Below are 15,913 nucleotides of genomic sequence, written 5' to 3'. Positions count from 1 at the left end.
AGCGTTCATCCTGAGCCAGGATCAAACTCTCCAATAAAGTTAGTTTGTCTAGCATCTAAAATAAAAATTGACGTTTCACGTTGTTTGTTTCGTTCAGTTTTCAAAGAACTAAAAGCGGGTGAAGAGAATCGAACTCTCGACCAGAGCTTGGAAGGCTCTTGTTTTACCACTAAACTACACCCGCGTGGTCGGGAAGACAGGATTTGAACCTGCGACCCCCTGGTCCCAAACCAGGTGCTCTACCAAGCTGAGCCACTTCCCGTAATTGGCGCGCCCGAGAGGAGTCGAACCCCTAACCTCTTGATCCGTAGTCAAACGCTCTATCCAATTGAGCTACGGGCGCTTATTCATGATGTTTTTTTCGTCGTTGTAATTTGGCGACTCAATTATCTTATCATACTACATTTTCAAATGCAAGTACTTTTTTAAGATTTTTTTGATGCGGCCGAGAGGACTTGAACCTCCACGGGGTTTCCCCCACTAGGCCCTCAACCTAGCGCGTCTGCCGTTCCGCCACGACCGCGCGGAAAAAACAAAAGTGAGCCATGAAGGACTCGAACCTTCGACCCTCTGATTAAAAGTCAGATGCTCTACCAACTGAGCTAATGGCTCGTAAATGGCTGGGCTAGCTGGATTCGAACCAGCGCATGACGGAGTCAAAGTCCGTTGCCTTACCGCTTGGCTATAGCCCATCGAAATAATTATCTTCTTTTCAAAGACAAATGTTATTGTAACATAATATCCAATAAAAAACAACTGCTATATAGCAGAAGTTAAAATGGCGGTCCCGACCGGGGTCGAACCGGCGATCTCCTGCGTGACAGGCAGGCATGTTAACCACTACACCACGGGACCATTTGGTTGCGGGGACAGGATTTGAACCTGCGACCTTCGGGTTATGAGCCCGACGAGCTACCGTGCTGCTCCACCCCGCGACAATACTATTCATATAAAATTATATGGTGGAGGATGACGGGATCGAACCGCCGACCCCCTGCTTGTAAGGCAGGTGCTCTCCCAGCTGAGCTAATCCTCCGAAGTGGTGACCCGTACGGGATTCGAACCCGTGTTACCGCCGTGAAAGGGCGGTGTCTTAACCACTTGACCAACGGGCCAATATGTATGGCAGAGAAGAAGGGATTCGAACCCTCGCACCGCGTTAGCGATCTACTCCCTTAGCAGGGGAGCCCCTTGAGCCACTTGGGTACTTCTCTGTATGGCTCCGCAGGTAGGACTCGAACCTACGACCGATCGGTTAACAGCCGATAGCTCTACCACTGAGCTACTGCGGAATAATGAAGACAATTTGTATCTTATAAAAATTCTCTCTGTAAGTCAAGAAGTTTTTAACAACATCTTGTTCAAACGTGACATGTTTATAATATACTGGATTGCGTTTTTACTGTCAAGATGTTTTCGATATCGGTTTGAGTTTCCCTTTACACTTTCCACAGACATATCTTTTTGTATTTATTTGACGCCTTCTTACATATTGAAGTGAACACTCCATACATTCATACTTATAAATCTTTTTTTCCTTCTCTTCATTAATCATTCGTTTACAAAAACGTGGTGCATCAACTTTCTTTAACAACTCACGAAAATCCCTGTCCCTGTGCTTATACCCTCTTCCTGCAATATGTAAGTGATAATGACAAAGCTCATGTTTAATAATCCCGACTAACTCTTCTTCACCATACACTTCGTAATATCGATAATTCAATTCGATATTATGACTCTTCAATAAATAACGCCCACCAGTTGTACGTAATCTATTATTAAACACTGCTTTATGTAAGAACGGCATCTCAAAGTATTGTAGTGATACTTCTTCCACTAGTCGCTGAATTTCTTGCTCATCCACTCTCATTCCTCCTAAACAAAAAAATATTTTTACACTTTTCTCCCTTCTTATACATATATTAAATAGTACATATACCCATCCTCATGTAAGAAGCGTGGTTTCTAAAAACAAAACATGAATAGAAATCCACTCACCAACCTCTCATCAATAGCATTTTAGATTTTTGAGAGCAGGATTAAACAAGGAGGGATTCCTATGCCTACGTGGCTAAAAAAACAAATGCAACGTGCATATTTCGAAAAAAACCGGTATCAAATTAAGTTATTAAATGAATGCTGGTTTTATTATAGCAAAATACATCAAAGCTCATAATCCATTACACTTTTTATTCCATAAAAAAAGAGCAGTTTCATCTGCTCTCTTCTCTTACTATTCAATCGGCAACATAGATAGTGCAACGCGTCCTTTTTTTGTATCAATATCATCTACCCATACTTTTACAATTTGCCCTACTGATACAACATCTAACGGATGCTTTACAAACTGTTTGCTAAGTTTAGAAATATGTACTAAACCATCTTGCTTTACGCCAACATCAACAAAAGCACCAAAATCAACAACGTTACGAACTGTTCCTTCTAATTCCATACCACGTTTTAAATCTTCTAATTTCAAAATCCCTTTTTTCAGAAGTGGTTTAGGCAACTCATCCCTCATATCGCGTTCTGGACTAATAAGCGCATCTATAATATCAACTAACGTCGGCTCCCCAACTCCTGTTTCTTGAGATAACTTAGAAATCTCTACTTCTTCCAATCTCTTTTGTAATTGCGGTTGTCCTACGTCATCTATCGATAACCCTAGACTCTTCAATAATAATTCAACATTTTTATATTGCTCTGGATGAATACCTGTTCGATCTAATGGATTCGCTCCTTCTAGTATACGTAAGAAACCTATACATTGTTCATACGTCTTTGCACCTAAACGTGGGATTTTCTTTAATTCCGTGCGCTTCGTGAATTTCCCATCTTCTTCTCTCTTTGCCACAATATTTTTCGCAACAGTTTTCGATAAACCTGAAACATATTGTAACAATGCAACCGAAGCCGTATTTACATTAACCCCAACTTGGTTAACAGCTGTTTCTACTACAAATGTTAATGACTCATTCAGTCTCTTTTGAGATACATCATGTTGGTATTGTCCAACCCCAACTGATTTAGGATCAATTTTCACAAGTTCAGCAAGTGGATCTTGCAGACGTCTCCCAATAGAAACGGCACTTCTCTCTTCAACTTGTAAATTTGGGAATTCCTCACGGGCTAAATCAGAAGCTGAATATACACTAGCACCCGCTTCATTTACAATAATATAAAAGACATCTCGGTTCACACTTTGTAATACATCTACTATAAACTCTTCTGTTTCTCTAGATGCTGTCCCATTACCAATTGCAATCATTTCAACTTGATATTTATCTATAATAGAAAGAACTTTCGTTTTTGCATCATCATATTTACGAACAGGTGGATGCGGATAAATAACATCGATATGTAGTACTTTCCCCGTATCATCTACTACAGACAATTTACAACCAGTTCTATATGCCGGATCTACCGCTAGCACGACTTTCCCTTTCATCGGAGGTTGTAATAATAAGTTACGTAAGTTCTCAGAGAAAATATGTATTGCTTGTTCTTCAGCTGTTTCTGTTAATTCTTTACGAATCTCTCTTTCGATTGAAGATTGAATTAATCGTTTATAACCATCTTCAATCGCTAATTGTACATAATGTGCACTTTTCGAATCGTTATCACGAATTACTTTCTTATTTAAGAAAGTTACTATCTCATCTACTGGCGGAACAACAGCAACTCTCAATATATCTTCTTTCTCGCCACGATTCATTGCTAATACACGATGTGGTACTACTTTTTGCAATGGTTCTTCATAACTGTAATACATTTCATATATATTCTTTTCATCTTTTTCTTCATCTTTCACGGACGAAGACATAACACCTTTTCTAAAAGTAACATTTCGAATCCAACTACGATACGCAGCTTCATCTGAAACCATTTCTGCAATAATGTCTTGTGCACCTTGTAAAGCTTCTTCTGCAGATTGCACTTCTTTCTCTACATTAATAAATTCCACTGCCTTTTTAGCCGGATCTTCTTTCTTATATAACAATAACCATTCAGCTAATGGTTCTAATCCTTTTTCTTTAGCAATTGTCGCTTTCGTTCTTCTTTTCTCTTTATATGGACGATATAGATCTTCTACTTCTTGCAACTTTGTAGCTTTAACAATTTGCTGTCGTAGCTCTTCTGTCAGTTTCCCCTTCTCATCAATAAGACGAAGAACTTCTTCCTTCCTATCTTCAAGTTGCATCATATATTGCCATCTCTCTAAAATCGTACGAATTTGCACCTCATCTAAAGAGCCTGTCCATTCTTTTCGGTAACGAGCAATAAATGGAACTGTGTTACCTTCTTCTGTTAATTGAATAACATGACGAACTTGCTTTTCGGTAAAGCCTAATTCTTTCACTAACATTTTCATTAACGCTTGTCGATTACCTACCATTTCCATATACAACCGTAACCTCCTCTATAATAAAAAAAGTTGCCCTTCAAAGAGAGCAACTTAAACTGCCGATTTAAAAATCTATTAGTCCTAAACTAATTTGTAACGCTTCATCTACACGACTCATCATCACTTCATCCAAATGAGTGATTTTGTCCGTTAAGCGTTGCTTATCGATTGTTCGAATCTGCTCAAGTAAAATAACAGAATCTCTCTCAAAACCATACTTTTTCGCATCAATTTCCACATGAGTGGGTAATTTCGCTTTTTGAATCTGTGCAGTAATAGCCGCTACAATCACCGTTGGACTAAAACGATTTCCGATGTCATTTTGAATGACAAGAACCGGACGAACGCCTCCTTGCTCAGAACCAACAACTGGGGAAAGGTCTGCAAAATACACGTCGCCGCGTTTTACAATCAAAATATTACCCCCCGCTAACTAAGCGTTCTACTGTATGAGCTGCTTCATACTCTGCTAAGAAAGCTTCAGATGCAATACCAAGATTAATTTTTCCCATTTCAATGTACCCACGTCGCATTGATTCATGTTGGTAGCGTTTCTTCGTCTTATGTTGACGCAATAACAATTGTGTTGCCTGGCAAATTAGTTCATGGCGATTCTTATTCTCTTGTTTTCCAATTCCGTCCAATTCCGTTACCATTTGCTTTGGCAACCGAACCACGATTTCAGTAGTTACACTTGATTCGGACACAAAAATACACCTCCACCGTCAACTACACACCCAAATATATATATGACACCTATTGTAATAATACCATTGTATGGAGCCTGTTGCAAAGACTTCCTTATTCCTTGCTTATGTTTTCCAATTCACAAACAAAACATTCATCTTCTTAAATTTTTTATCTCATAACTCACTAAAAACAATAGAACTCCTCTTCAAAACTTACGTGCAACTTATATAAAAAATGATTATAAGTAAAAAACTTCTCATCAAAAAGAGCTTATTATCCAGCAACGAACAGTCACCCCAATGACAAGAAGCAATCATACTACCTTCTATATATTGTTCAAGTAATTAATTATCTCTACAACCTTACCATTCCGTATAAATATTCTTGGCACACGGAAACTGATCGTTGCAATAATTTCATAATTAATAGTCCCTGAGTATTCCGCAACCTCTGTAGCGCTAATATACTCATCTCCTTGCCTTCCAATAAGCGTAACTTTCGTACCAAGTGGCACTTCACAAGGAAGATGAATCATGAACTGATCCATTGTTACTCGCCCTACAATCGGTACCCTTTTACCATTTATAAGCACTTCAAATCCTTGTAACCTTCTAAGCCACCCATCTGCATAGCCAATCGCTACAGTCGCAATCCATTCTTCAGTTTTCGTTCGGTAGGTGACATTATAACTAATTCCATCACCTTTAATTACCTGTTTAATATGAGCGACTTTCGTATGAAGTGATAGCGCCGGTTCTAATTCAAATGGTAAAAAAGGACGTATTTCTACAGAAGGAGATAATCCATACATTGCAATCCCAATTCGCACTGCATTAAATGTAATCCCTTGAAAACGTAACGTCGCAGCACTATTAGCTGTATGAACAAACTTAGGATCCACTCCGAATTCTTTCAACCAACTTAACTGCTCTAAGAACGTGTTATATTGCTTATCAAAATACGAAGTCTCAACCTCATCTGCCGTTGCAAAATGCGTGTATACTCCTTCTAACTCTAAAAACGGTGCACCCTCTAAACTCTTTAAAAATTCTTTTAGCTCTTTTTTTTCACGTATTCCAATTCTCCCCATACCACTATCAAAGTTAATATGGAATTTCATTACAGATGAACCATCCCAAAGTTTAATTGCTTCGTCCACCCATTCTTTTTGAAAAACAGTTAGCGCTACATCATTTTCAGCAGCTACATTTACATCACGCGGCGGCGAGGGACCTAATACTAAAATCGGCTCAGTAATACCAGCCCTCCGAAGCACTAAAGCCTCATCTAAAAAAGCAACAGCTAACCTTGTTGCACCTGCTTCTAATGCCGTTTTAGCCACCGGTACATAATCGTGCCCATATGCGTTTGCTTTAACTACAGCAAAAATCTCTACATTACTTGGGATGAACTCTTTAATATGTGTAACGTTGTTATAAATGGCATCTAAATCCACTTCCACCCAAGTGTCACGGTAAAATGGTGCTTCTTCCATAAATACACTTCCTTATACACGATATGCGAAGCTTATTCTTTTATATGCTTCTTTTATGAAATCCACCTTCAAACTAAGAAAAGACGTGGTGCACATATATCACCACGTCTAAGAAGTTTACTTCACCTGCTTCGCTGTAACTGAACGAGCAACCATTAACAGCTCCTTCGGCTCTAAACCTTTAGACACGAGCATATATTCTACTCCGTTATGCGACCACGTTACAGAGTCTTTTGTTAATGCACCAATCGTAAACCCAAGATCAACTGGTTCTCCACTTACACTTACCGCTGATGATGCCTCTGCAACTTTTGCCTTTTCTTGTATTAAAGTAAAGGATTTCTTATTTCCAGTGTATGTGAGTATCGCACGCTTGCCACTGTCTGTCTTCAACTCTTTTTCATCTTGCAGAGTCATACCTTGTGGTGTATCAAGTGGATACAAAATAGCAAACGGTTTGTCTTCTTTCGCTGTTGTTTGAACATCTACCTGCGCTCTAGACATATTTTGTTTCGTATCAAATGCACCTTTATCAAATTTCGCATCGAATTTCACTTTAGAGAAATCTACTTTCACAAGAACATTTTGATCATTATCCATTAACTTCACTGAAACTGGAGTCAAGTCGCTCTTATTCAATGTAATCTCTTGTCTCGGCAACATATTTTGATGTTGATAGTTTGTTTTTGTTTTAAAAATATAATACTTATCTGTTTTCTCAAAAGTAAGGTTTTTCTTGTCCTGCAAAATATCTCTTACAAGTGATTCATATAAATAAGCCTGGCTACTATTTTGCGGCCAATCACTTTGAAAACGGAAGCTCTTATTAAGCGCTGGCGTTAATACAAATACACCTTCTTCATTTCTCAAAATAATTTGGCTCTGATCTTTTTTTGCATTTTTTAAATTCACACGATAAAAAGACGGTTCCTTATGCCAAATCTCTACGTTATACTCTTGAGGCTCATTGCCTGTTTTAATAGATAATTTTGCCTCAGCTTGATAACTTTTCATCCCTTTTACTTTTGATTCTAAATCTCTCACGACATCATCTTGCTTCTTTTCCATACAACCCGCCAACACAAAAACGGTCAACAAACCGACAAGAACTAAAAACAGACGCCTTTTCATCAATTCAGCCCCTTTGCCCCTATAAATGAATGGAAGATGTACCTTCCTTATCGCTACCTCAAATATATGAGACAAAGATATAAAATATGCAGACTAGCGTGACGAGCTTTCTAAAACAACTTGAGCAACAGCAAATTCCTTACTATGACTAATTGATAAATGAACAATATGCTCTGTACTTGTAATCAGAATTGGCTTACCTCTTTCATCATTTTTCACTTCAATATCTAAAAAACTCACTTCTTTTCCGATACCAGTACCTACAGCTTTTGAATACGCCTCTTTCGCTGCAAACCTTCCAGCTACAAACTCTGTAAGGCGACTTCCTTTCAGCTCCATAGCAACATTACGTTCATTTTCCGTTAAAATACGTTCCATAAATTTAAGCTTTCCATCTAGCATTTTTTCAATACGATTTAATTCAATAATATCGATACCAATCCCTATAATCATTTCGAAATCCCCTTCTTCTATTTAACTTTCTTCTTTCATATTGATAAGAATAACAGAGAATCTTTCTGATGCAAAAGGGGTGATAGTAACCGTATGCTAATAAGATCCACTCATATTTCTTTACAACCGACTATTCTTACCTTACTGCTTATTCATTTAGTCATGATGATATTAGGCGACTTTTTTCTCTTACCACTGGCAGCCTCTAATGAATATATCGCGAAAGGAGAATGGTGGCGTGTCATAACTTCTCTTCTCGTACACGTAGACTTACAACATTTTCTTTCTAATAGTATTTTTTTGTTTGCTCTTGGTTCTTCTATCGAAAAGCAACTCGGACACTTTTCTTTTTTTATTCTATTTTTTCTCTCTGGAATTTCTGGAAATATTTCTTCTTATATTATTATGCCGCTTGAATATATTCACGCAGGTGCATCAGGTGGTATTTTCGGACTATTAGGTGCACAGTTATTTTTATTGTACAATCGATACCGCTCTTCAAAACCAAAAGAAATTGCCATTTTCTCAATTATGATACTTCTATTACTGCTATTTACTTTCTTTAACCCTTCTGCCAATCCGATCAGTCATTTAACAGGTTTAATAACCGGTGGCATTTTAACCCCTTTTTTAACAAAAAAAAACGATGGTGCAAAGCTTATTTAATATAAAAGCTTGCACCATCGATAATTTCTACATCTACTTGTTCACTTAAATCTCTCATTAATTGAAATAAAGACTCATCCTTCATCTTCGCCTCAATCATACAATCAATTTGCGGAACACTTCCCTTTATCCTTCTTAAAAAAGATAAAAATGCGTCTACATTAATATAATCTGCATGAGCTCTTGGATCTTTTCCCTCTCTAGGGCTAGAGATATGCATTTTAATCGGCAACAAAGACGTTTCCCACGTATGAACAACACGTGCCCAATCTTCATACCAATCTTCTTGCTCATTATTCATCATATGGTGATGCAAGTCAAATACGACGGGAATATCTAATTTTTCTCCTAAATATAATGTTTCCTCTAACGTAAAGGTTGTATCATCATTTTCTAATATAATCATTTCTTGAATACCCCTTGGGACATTCGACCAATTCTCTATAAAGCGCTCTAATGCAAGTTCTTTATCTTTATATCCTCCTCCAACATGCAGTACACATCGTTGCTTATGTTCAATCCCCATGCCTTTTAATAATTTTTTGTGCATCTGCAATGTTTTTACAGATTGTTTAAAAACACTCTCCTCAGGTGAATTTAGTACAACAAAATGATCTGGATGGAAATCAATTCTCATATTCATATGAACTGCATATTCACCTAGTTTTTTTAAATTTTCTTTTAACGGACGAATATAGTTCCACTCTAGCAATTCCTCATGATTCGCTAAAGGAATGAGCTTTGAACTGAGCCGAAAGAAAGATATGTCATGTCCTTTATTATGCTTTAATAAACGTAAACAATTTTCTAAATTGGAATTAGCAATTCTTTCAAGCTTACGAATTGCAGCATCACGATCATCTAATTTCTGAAACTGTGCATACGTCATCGTTTGAGATGGAGATGCATTCTTCAAATGTACACTCATCGCAACGTAACCAAGCCTTACAAGCATATAACAGCCCCTTTTCTATCATAACTATTATGTAGTATGCACAATTATAGAAATAAAAAAAGAGAATGCCCGCAAAGGGCATTCTCTTTTTTATTAAGCTTGTGGACGGCTATGATGTTTTCTTTCGCCGCGTCCATTTGAAGAACCAGGGCGACCTTGGCCTTCACCTCTACGACCACGACTACCACCATCACGATTACGATCGCGGTTACCATCACGATTGCGATCACGGTTTCCGTCACGATTACGTCCATCACGGTTACGGTCACGATTACGTCCATCGCCACCGCCGCGTGCATCACGACTACGATTACGGTTACCATCACGGTATCCGCCTCCGTTACCGCCGCGTTTTTTAGAACCGCCGCCTCTTGAAACAACAGGTGGTTCTGATGTTAAAGCGATCGGAGTTGTATCCGGCTCTTTAGTCATCATTTTTAAAGCAGCAGCTACTACTGTTACAGAGTCATTTTCTTCTAACATTTCTTCTGCAATACGCTTGTAGTATGCTAAGTTTTCATTTTCAATTGTGCTTTGAAGCTTTTCAGCGATTAAACGTTGTTGACCTTCTAATGCCTCGTCAAGTGTCGGTGCATCCATACGGTCCATTTTACGTTTTGTTGTACGCTCGATATTTTTTAATTGTCCTGATTCACGTGGTGTTACAAATAGCATTGCAATACCTTTTTTACCTGCACGACCAGTACGACCGATACGGTGAACGTATGATTCTGGATCTTGTGGAATATCGAAGTTATATACGTGCGTTACGCCTGAAATATCAAGACCACGTGCAGCAACGTCTGTTGCAACAAGAACTTCAATAGAACCTTCTTTAAATTTACGTAATACAGACATACGTTTCGCCTGAGTTAAATCACCGTGAATACCTTCTGCAGCATAACCACGTAAGTTTAATGCTTCTGATAATTCATCAACACGACGCTTTGTACGACCGAATACGATTGCAAGCTCTGGAGATTGAATATCTAATAAGCGTGTTAACACGTCAAACTTTTTCTTTTCTTGCACTTCTAAATAGAACTGCTGAATGTTTGGCATTGTTACTTCTTTTGCTTTTACTTTAATGTGTTGAGGCTCAGTCATGAAACGCTCAGCAATACGGCGGATTGGATCCGGCATTGTCGCTGAGAATAGTAATGTTTGATGTGTTTCTGGCACATCTGTTAAAATTGCTTCAATGTCTTCAATGAAGCCCATGTTTAACATTTCATCCGCTTCGTCAAGAACAACTGTCTCTACGTTTTGCAGACGAAGTGTTTTACGGTTAATATGATCTAAAATACGACCCGGCGTACCAACAATAATGTGTGGGTGTTTTTTTAGAGCACGAATTTGGCGGTTAATATCTTGACCACCATAAATTGGTAAAATACGAACGCGTTTATGCTTACCAATTTTGTATAATTCTTCTCCAACTTGAATTGCTAATTCACGCGTTGGCGCGATAACAATACCTTGAACCGATTCTTTATGTGTATCCACTTTATCTAATAGTGGTAATCCGAATGCTGCTGTTTTCCCTGTACCTGTTTGCGCTTGCCCAATAATATCTTTACCTTGCAATGCATGTGGAATTGTTTCAGCTTGAATTGGTGTAGCCTCTTCAAAGCCCATACTTTCAACAGATTGCAGTAAAGAATCACTTAATCCTAATTCTCGAAATGTTGTCAATGTTACTTCTCCTTTTCTATCCTATACTTATCATTTAAAAAAAGGCGTTTTCCGAATTTGCGGAAAAGCCCTTTTCCTGAATGCTCACGTATATAAACGGGCGTATATTCTTCACGAAAATACTTCTAAACGTTATTACACTTTATCAATTATAAGTTTTGTATGTGTAAAAAGCAAACCCAACTGTTACCTTATTTTCATATTCAGAGTTTTTTTCTTCACTTTTATTTTTTTATATTTACTGTAAGCGCTTATTATAAGTTTCTTCTATTTTCGTAACTATCATCCCTATTTATATACACCAATTATTTCAACATCGTAATTACTTCTTCTAATTTCATACCGCGAGACGCTTTTATTAATACAACATCTTTCACATCGACTACTGCTTGTAAATCTTTTACTAACTCTTCTTTATTATCATACGCCTTTACACGTTCATTAGGGAAATTAATTTTCGCTCCTTCAGCAATTTGAGCCCCTAATCTACCGTATGTGAATACATGTGAGATTTTTGCTGGATCGATTAATTTTCCTACCTCATAATGGAACTGTACTTCTTGATCTCCAAGTTCTAACATATCACCGAGCACAACGATTTTTTTAGCAAAACCATCTAAACCATTCATTAAATGGAATGCTGCTTCCATAGCCGTCGGACTTGCATTATAAGCATCGTTGATAATTGTTAAACCACTATTTGTTTTCACAATTTCCATACGCATGCCCGTCATTTGAAGTGTTACTAAACCTTCTTTCATCTCTTCCCACGTTACACCAAAATGTTTCGCAATTGCCATTGAAGCAAGTGTATTATACACATTATGTTTTCCTAACACCGGTAAGTAGAATGAAATATTTCCATCTCTATTCATTTTGAAATGTGTCCCAGTTGCTTGTAATGTTACAGTCGTTGGATAATAATCGTTTGCTCTTGCATCACCAAACGTAACCGTTTCTGCTGCTAAATTCATTCCAGGAACACGATTCGTTAATAAAGGCTCATCTCCGTTATATACGAACACGCCACCTTCTTGTAATCCTGTAACAATTTCTAATTTCGCTTCAGCAATTGCCTCACGAGATCCTAAATCCATTAAATGTGCCTCACCAATATTTGTAATGATAGCTGCATTAGGACGAGCTAACTTAGATAAGAATTCAATTTCGCCTCGGCTTGACATACCCATCTCTAATACTGCTACTTCTGTATTTTCTTCTAAGTTTAAAATGGTAAGAGGTAATCCGATATGGTTATTGAAGTTCCCTTCTGTTTTTTGCACTTTGAATTTAGTCGCAAGAAGACTTGTTACAATATCTTTCGTAGATGTTTTACCGTTACTACCCGTTACACCTACAACTTTAACATCCAATTGATCGCGATAGTTTTTCGCTAACATTTGCAATGCCGATAGCGTGTCTTCTACAAAAATAACCGGAAGATTCTCAGGTGGATTCGCTACATCTTTCATCCATAATGTAGCCACAGCTCCATTTTCAACAGCTTTATCTACAAAAGCATGTCCATCGAAGCGCTCCCCTTGAATCGGAACATACAAGTTTCCTTTTTCAATTTTTCTCGTATCAATAGACACGCCTTGAATAGTAATTCCCTCATATTGCTCTGCTAATTCAGTACCATTTACCATCTGTTCCACTTGCTTTAACATTCGCTTTATCATATAGAAACGCTCCTTACATAGAGGAAGCACTATTCCTATGAATAGTGCTTCCTCCTTTTTTGTTAGATTGTATATTTAATTTTTTGTTTTTCTTCGTGACGTTCAATCGCTAAACGAATTAGCTCTTCGATTAATTCTGGATACGGTAACCCAGTATGTTGCCATAATAGAGGGAACATACTGAACGGTGTAAATCCTGGCATTGTGTTTACTTCGTTAATATACACTTCTCCATCTTTCGTTAAGAAGAAATCAGCTCGCGTTAAACCTGCACCGTCTAATGATTGGAATGCAATAATCGCATCACGCTTAATTACATTAGATTCTTCTTCTGTCATTTCAGCTGGAATAATTAGCGCCGTATCACCATCGATATATTTCGACTTATAATCATAGAAGTCCTTTTTCGGAACGATTTCACCTACAACTGAACATTTCGGCTCATCATTACCTAGTACCCCAACTTCTACTTCACGACCTACAATATTTTCTTCTACAATAATTTTGCGATCAAATTGGAATGCCTCTACAAATGCATCCTCAAGTTCTTCACGATTTTTACACTTATTAATACCAACACTTGAACCAAGGTTCGCTGGTTTTACGAAGCAAGGATATCCTAACTTATCTTCTACTTTAGAATAAGCTTCCTCACGATTTTTTTCCCATGCACTACGAATGAAGGATGCATATTTTGCTTGTTTTAAACCAGCCTCTGCAAAGATGTTTTTCATAACAACTTTATCCATACCAGCAGATGATGCTAGAACACCATTTCCTACATAAGGGATATTCATTAATTCTAATAGTCCTTGAACCGTTCCATCTTCACCGTTTGGTCCATGTAGTAATGGGAAAATAACGTCAATAGCGTTCTCCTCAGAAGCTGCAGATGGGATAATTTCTGTACTTAATGATAACGGAGAAATCGCATTTTCTGCACCGCTCATTTTTAAAGCTTCAACATCTGTTACTTCGCCTTCAATACGCTCACCGCGTATCCATTGACCTTGTTCTGTAATATAAATTGGATGAATCTCGAATTTATCTTGATTTAACGCTTTAATAGCAGCAAGAGCCGTCTGTAGCGAAACTTGATGCTCAGCTGATTTTCCACCATATAATAAACCTAATTTAATTTTCGTCAATGAAATCACCCTAACCAATTGTTTTCATTTTTCTATTTTAGCACTTTTTATAAAAATAGGTAGTTCCTATTTGAAATAAAATGTAACTTCCATAAATAATTAAATAACATCACTTATTGGTTTTTCATTTCATTTTCTATATAACTACACAAAATAAAATGGCAATCTAATCTAGTTATGTACCTAAAATATGTAGAAATCCCCTTTTTTGTGTATGTCACCTATTCACTAAGAAGATTGTTTGGTTAGTGTGTCTTTTTGCCTTTGCTCCACAAGGCGATCTAAAGAAACATATACAATACCTGCAACTACACATCCTACAGCTAAAATTGTAAATAGAAAGTGACCAAGTAATCGATCTAATAAAAAACCGCCCAAAAGTGGACCAAATGCGCTTCCTGTAATCCACTGCAAACTTGCAGCTCCCATATAAGTCCCTCTCAAATGCTCAGGGGCCAAATTTGCTACAAATGTCATCTGTACAGGCGACATAATCATCTCACCTAACGTATATATAGCATAAACGAACAGTAGTATTATTAAAATAATTGTAGCATTTGTATTAAATTCTCCAAACCACTTCGGTAACCACCCTATAAAAAATAATCCAATCCCGAATAAACATGCACCATATAACATCGTCTTCCCGACTGGTTTATCCGTAGCCCATTTTGAAATTTGAAATTGGAATAAAACAACTAATAGTCCGTTTAACGCCATTAAATATGGATATGGATTATTCGTTCCAAAAATATGCTTCATTTCATTATCAAAATGTAGTGGCAACATGCCTTCGGTTTGAGAAAACCCCATCGAAATGATAATGCCTGCTAATAAGTAAATCATTAATGCCTTATCTCGCATTACAATTTTCCAAACTGCCCCAGCTTCCTTTTCTTTATGTTCTTCCTTATCTGTCCTTTTTGGCATCGTCTCTTGAATAAGAAGTAATACAAGTAACGCATAAAATAGCATTGTAGAAGAGGCAATAATAAACACAAGGTTCTTTGACAACACAACTACTGATGCTCCCATTATCGGACCAATCGCAGCACCTATATTGTGTCCCATTCGTAATAAACCATATGCCTCTGTTCTTTTTTCTGGTGCCGTTACATCCGCGACCATAGCTGATGCAGCTGGATGAAATAAAGAATTACTCAACCCTAAAAAAATAGATAAAATTGCATATGGAATAAATCCTTCTATAAATAGAAAACCGAGCATTAATAATGCATTACTTGCCATAGAAAATATCATAATAGGCTTTCTTCCATATATGTCAGCAATTCTCCCTCCTATAAGTGATCCAAAACTTGCAGCAATTGGAGAAAGCGCCATAATAACCCCAACTTCCAACAACGAATCCACCTTATCTTTTAAATATAATGCAAAAAAAGGCATTAACATCATCATTGCAATTCCATTTAACGTCTCTCCAATAAATCGACTCCATACGTTACGGTCCATCTCCCTTAACTCACGCCACGTATTTTTCATCATTTCACCCCTTTAGTTAGCCAACAATTATCTTATAATAAGTTCAGAAAAATGTAAATTTTCAAATAAAAAATCCATTCTAACAGAATTAGA

Annotated in this window: 14 protein-coding genes and 12 tRNA genes; 2 read left to right on the top strand and 24 right to left on the bottom strand. The window is 37.4% G+C overall.

Annotated features, from left to right (window positions below; translation table 11 throughout):
- Positions 1-113: 113 nt before the first annotated feature.
- The 13 genes from ACTFRU_RS28305 to ACTFRU_RS28245 all read right to left on the bottom strand — a co-directional run bounded on the left by ACTFRU_RS28305 (position 114) and on the right by ACTFRU_RS28245 (position 1,864).
- Positions 114-184 (bottom strand) — tRNA-Gly (locus ACTFRU_RS28305).
- A gap of 1 nt (position 185) precedes the next feature.
- Positions 186-262 (bottom strand) — tRNA-Pro (locus ACTFRU_RS28300).
- Between the two features lie 4 nt (positions 263-266).
- Positions 267-343 (bottom strand) — tRNA-Arg (locus ACTFRU_RS28295).
- Between the two features lie 97 nt (positions 344-440).
- Positions 441-523: transfer RNA gene (locus ACTFRU_RS28290), tRNA-Leu, on the bottom strand.
- A 16-nt stretch (positions 524-539) separates the two neighbouring features.
- Positions 540-612: transfer RNA gene (locus ACTFRU_RS28285), tRNA-Lys, on the bottom strand.
- A gap of 5 nt (positions 613-617) precedes the next feature.
- Positions 618-692, bottom strand: a tRNA-Gln gene (locus ACTFRU_RS28280).
- Positions 693-779: 87 nt separating this feature from the next.
- Positions 780-855 (bottom strand) — tRNA-Asp (locus ACTFRU_RS28275).
- Positions 856-858: 3 nt separating this feature from the next.
- Positions 859-935, bottom strand: a tRNA-Met gene (locus ACTFRU_RS28270).
- 25 nt (positions 936-960) lie between these two features.
- A tRNA-Val gene (locus tag ACTFRU_RS28265) sits at positions 961-1,036 on the bottom strand.
- 4 nt (positions 1,037-1,040) lie between these two features.
- Positions 1,041-1,115: transfer RNA gene (locus tag ACTFRU_RS28260), tRNA-Glu, on the bottom strand.
- Between the two features lie 8 nt (positions 1,116-1,123).
- Positions 1,124-1,214 (bottom strand) — tRNA-Ser (locus tag ACTFRU_RS28255).
- A 3-nt stretch (positions 1,215-1,217) separates the two neighbouring features.
- Positions 1,218-1,292 (bottom strand) — tRNA-Asn (locus ACTFRU_RS28250).
- Positions 1,293-1,405: 113 nt separating this feature from the next.
- On the bottom strand, positions 1,406-1,864 hold the full coding sequence (locus tag ACTFRU_RS28245) for a SprT family protein (RefSeq protein ID WP_000344237.1): 459 nt from the start codon (positions 1,862-1,864) through the stop codon (positions 1,406-1,408).
- Positions 1,865-2,059: 195 nt separating this feature from the next.
- On the opposite strand from ACTFRU_RS28245, the gene cmpA reads away from it, so the two are divergent.
- The gene (gene cmpA, locus ACTFRU_RS28240; RefSeq protein WP_001143642.1) at positions 2,060-2,176 is read left to right on the top strand and encodes a cortex morphogenetic protein CmpA; all 117 of its coding nucleotides are present in this window, start codon (positions 2,060-2,062) and stop codon (positions 2,174-2,176) included.
- A gap of 57 nt (positions 2,177-2,233) precedes the next feature.
- On the opposite strand, the gene ACTFRU_RS28235 is transcribed toward cmpA, so the two are convergent.
- From ACTFRU_RS28235 to acpS, 6 genes are all read right to left on the bottom strand, one after another.
- On the bottom strand, positions 2,234-4,402 hold the full coding sequence (locus tag ACTFRU_RS28235) for a Tex family protein (RefSeq protein ID WP_016124211.1): 2,169 nt from the start codon (positions 4,400-4,402) through the stop codon (positions 2,234-2,236).
- A gap of 67 nt (positions 4,403-4,469) precedes the next feature.
- On the bottom strand, positions 4,470-4,820 hold the full coding sequence (ndoA, locus tag ACTFRU_RS28230) for a type II toxin-antitoxin system endoribonuclease NdoA (protein WP_000635965.1): 351 nt from the start codon (positions 4,818-4,820) through the stop codon (positions 4,470-4,472).
- Between the two features lie 4 nt (positions 4,821-4,824).
- Positions 4,825-5,112, bottom strand: a complete 288-nt coding sequence (locus tag ACTFRU_RS28225) for an antitoxin EndoAI (protein ID WP_000004570.1) — start codon at positions 5,110-5,112, stop codon at positions 4,825-4,827.
- 308 nt (positions 5,113-5,420) lie between these two features.
- Positions 5,421-6,590 (bottom strand): alanine racemase, encoded by a 1,170-nt coding sequence (gene alr, locus ACTFRU_RS28220; protein ID WP_440037995.1) that lies wholly within the window; start codon positions 6,588-6,590, stop codon positions 5,421-5,423.
- A gap of 117 nt (positions 6,591-6,707) precedes the next feature.
- Complete coding sequence (locus tag ACTFRU_RS28215) at positions 6,708-7,658, bottom strand: LolA family protein (protein ID WP_002004297.1); 951 nt, start codon at positions 7,656-7,658, stop codon at positions 6,708-6,710.
- 156 nt (positions 7,659-7,814) lie between these two features.
- Positions 7,815-8,174 carry a holo-ACP synthase gene (acpS, locus tag ACTFRU_RS28210; RefSeq protein ID WP_000583415.1) on the bottom strand — a complete coding sequence of 120 codons (360 nt, stop codon included), beginning with the start codon at positions 8,172-8,174 and terminating at the stop codon, positions 7,815-7,817.
- A 93-nt stretch (positions 8,175-8,267) separates the two neighbouring features.
- On the opposite strand from acpS, the gene ACTFRU_RS28205 reads away from it, so the two are divergent.
- Positions 8,268-8,840 (top strand): rhomboid family intramembrane serine protease, encoded by a 573-nt coding sequence (locus ACTFRU_RS28205; protein ID WP_000908523.1) that lies wholly within the window; start codon positions 8,268-8,270, stop codon positions 8,838-8,840.
- Here the strand turns inward: ACTFRU_RS28205 and uvsE are convergent.
- From uvsE to ACTFRU_RS28180, 5 genes are all read right to left on the bottom strand, one after another.
- Positions 8,833-9,795, bottom strand: a complete 963-nt coding sequence (gene uvsE, locus ACTFRU_RS28200; protein WP_000961166.1) for a UV DNA damage repair endonuclease UvsE — start codon at positions 9,793-9,795, stop codon at positions 8,833-8,835. The two genes, ACTFRU_RS28205 and uvsE, sit on opposite strands and share 8 nt — an antisense overlap.
- Before the next feature lie 93 nt (positions 9,796-9,888).
- Entirely contained in the window at positions 9,889-11,490 is a 1,602-nt protein-coding gene (locus ACTFRU_RS28195) for a DEAD/DEAH box helicase (RefSeq protein WP_000206585.1), read from the bottom strand.
- A gap of 305 nt (positions 11,491-11,795) precedes the next feature.
- Positions 11,796-13,172 (bottom strand): UDP-N-acetylmuramoyl-tripeptide--D-alanyl-D-alanine ligase, encoded by a 1,377-nt coding sequence (murF, locus tag ACTFRU_RS28190; RefSeq protein ID WP_440022962.1) that lies wholly within the window; start codon positions 13,170-13,172, stop codon positions 11,796-11,798.
- A 62-nt stretch (positions 13,173-13,234) separates the two neighbouring features.
- The gene (locus tag ACTFRU_RS28185; protein ID WP_016124207.1) at positions 13,235-14,320 is read right to left on the bottom strand and encodes a D-alanine--D-alanine ligase; all 1,086 of its coding nucleotides are present in this window, start codon (positions 14,318-14,320) and stop codon (positions 13,235-13,237) included.
- A gap of 228 nt (positions 14,321-14,548) precedes the next feature.
- Positions 14,549-15,820, bottom strand: a complete 1,272-nt coding sequence (locus ACTFRU_RS28180; protein WP_440037994.1) for an MDR family MFS transporter — start codon at positions 15,818-15,820, stop codon at positions 14,549-14,551.
- Positions 15,821-15,913 lie beyond the last annotated feature (93 nt).

Origin of the sequence: Bacillus cereus group sp. MYBK220-1, assembly GCF_051916445.1 — a bacterium.
Taxonomy (GTDB): Bacteria; Bacillota; Bacilli; order Bacillales; family Bacillaceae_G; genus Bacillus_A; species Bacillus_A cereus.
Note: the sequence above shows the minus strand (reverse complement) of the source record. Positions and strands in the feature narration are given on the sequence as shown.

Coding starts and splice junctions, on each gene's coding strand:
- cmpA (WP_001143642.1), top strand. CDS start 2,060: ATGCCTACGTGGCTAAAAAAACAAATGCAACGTGCATATTTCGAAAAA.
- ACTFRU_RS28235 (WP_016124211.1), bottom strand. CDS start 4,402: ATGGAAATGGTAGGTAATCGACAAGCGTTAATGAAAATGTTAGTGAAA.
- alr (WP_440037995.1), bottom strand. CDS start 6,590: ATGGAAGAAGCACCATTTTACCGTGACACTTGGGTGGAAGTGGATTTA.
- ACTFRU_RS28215 (WP_002004297.1), bottom strand. CDS start 7,658: ATGGAAAAGAAGCAAGATGATGTCGTGAGAGATTTAGAATCAAAAGTA.
- acpS (WP_000583415.1), bottom strand. CDS start 8,174: ATGATTATAGGGATTGGTATCGATATTATTGAATTAAATCGTATTGAA.
- ACTFRU_RS28205 (WP_000908523.1), top strand. CDS start 8,268: ATGCTAATAAGATCCACTCATATTTCTTTACAACCGACTATTCTTACC.
- uvsE (WP_000961166.1), bottom strand. CDS start 9,795: ATGCTTGTAAGGCTTGGTTACGTTGCGATGAGTGTACATTTGAAGAAT.
- murF (WP_440022962.1), bottom strand. CDS start 13,172: ATGATAAAGCGAATGTTAAAGCAAGTGGAACAGATGGTAAATGGTACT.
- ACTFRU_RS28180 (WP_440037994.1), bottom strand. CDS start 15,820: ATGAAAAATACGTGGCGTGAGTTAAGGGAGATGGACCGTAACGTATGG.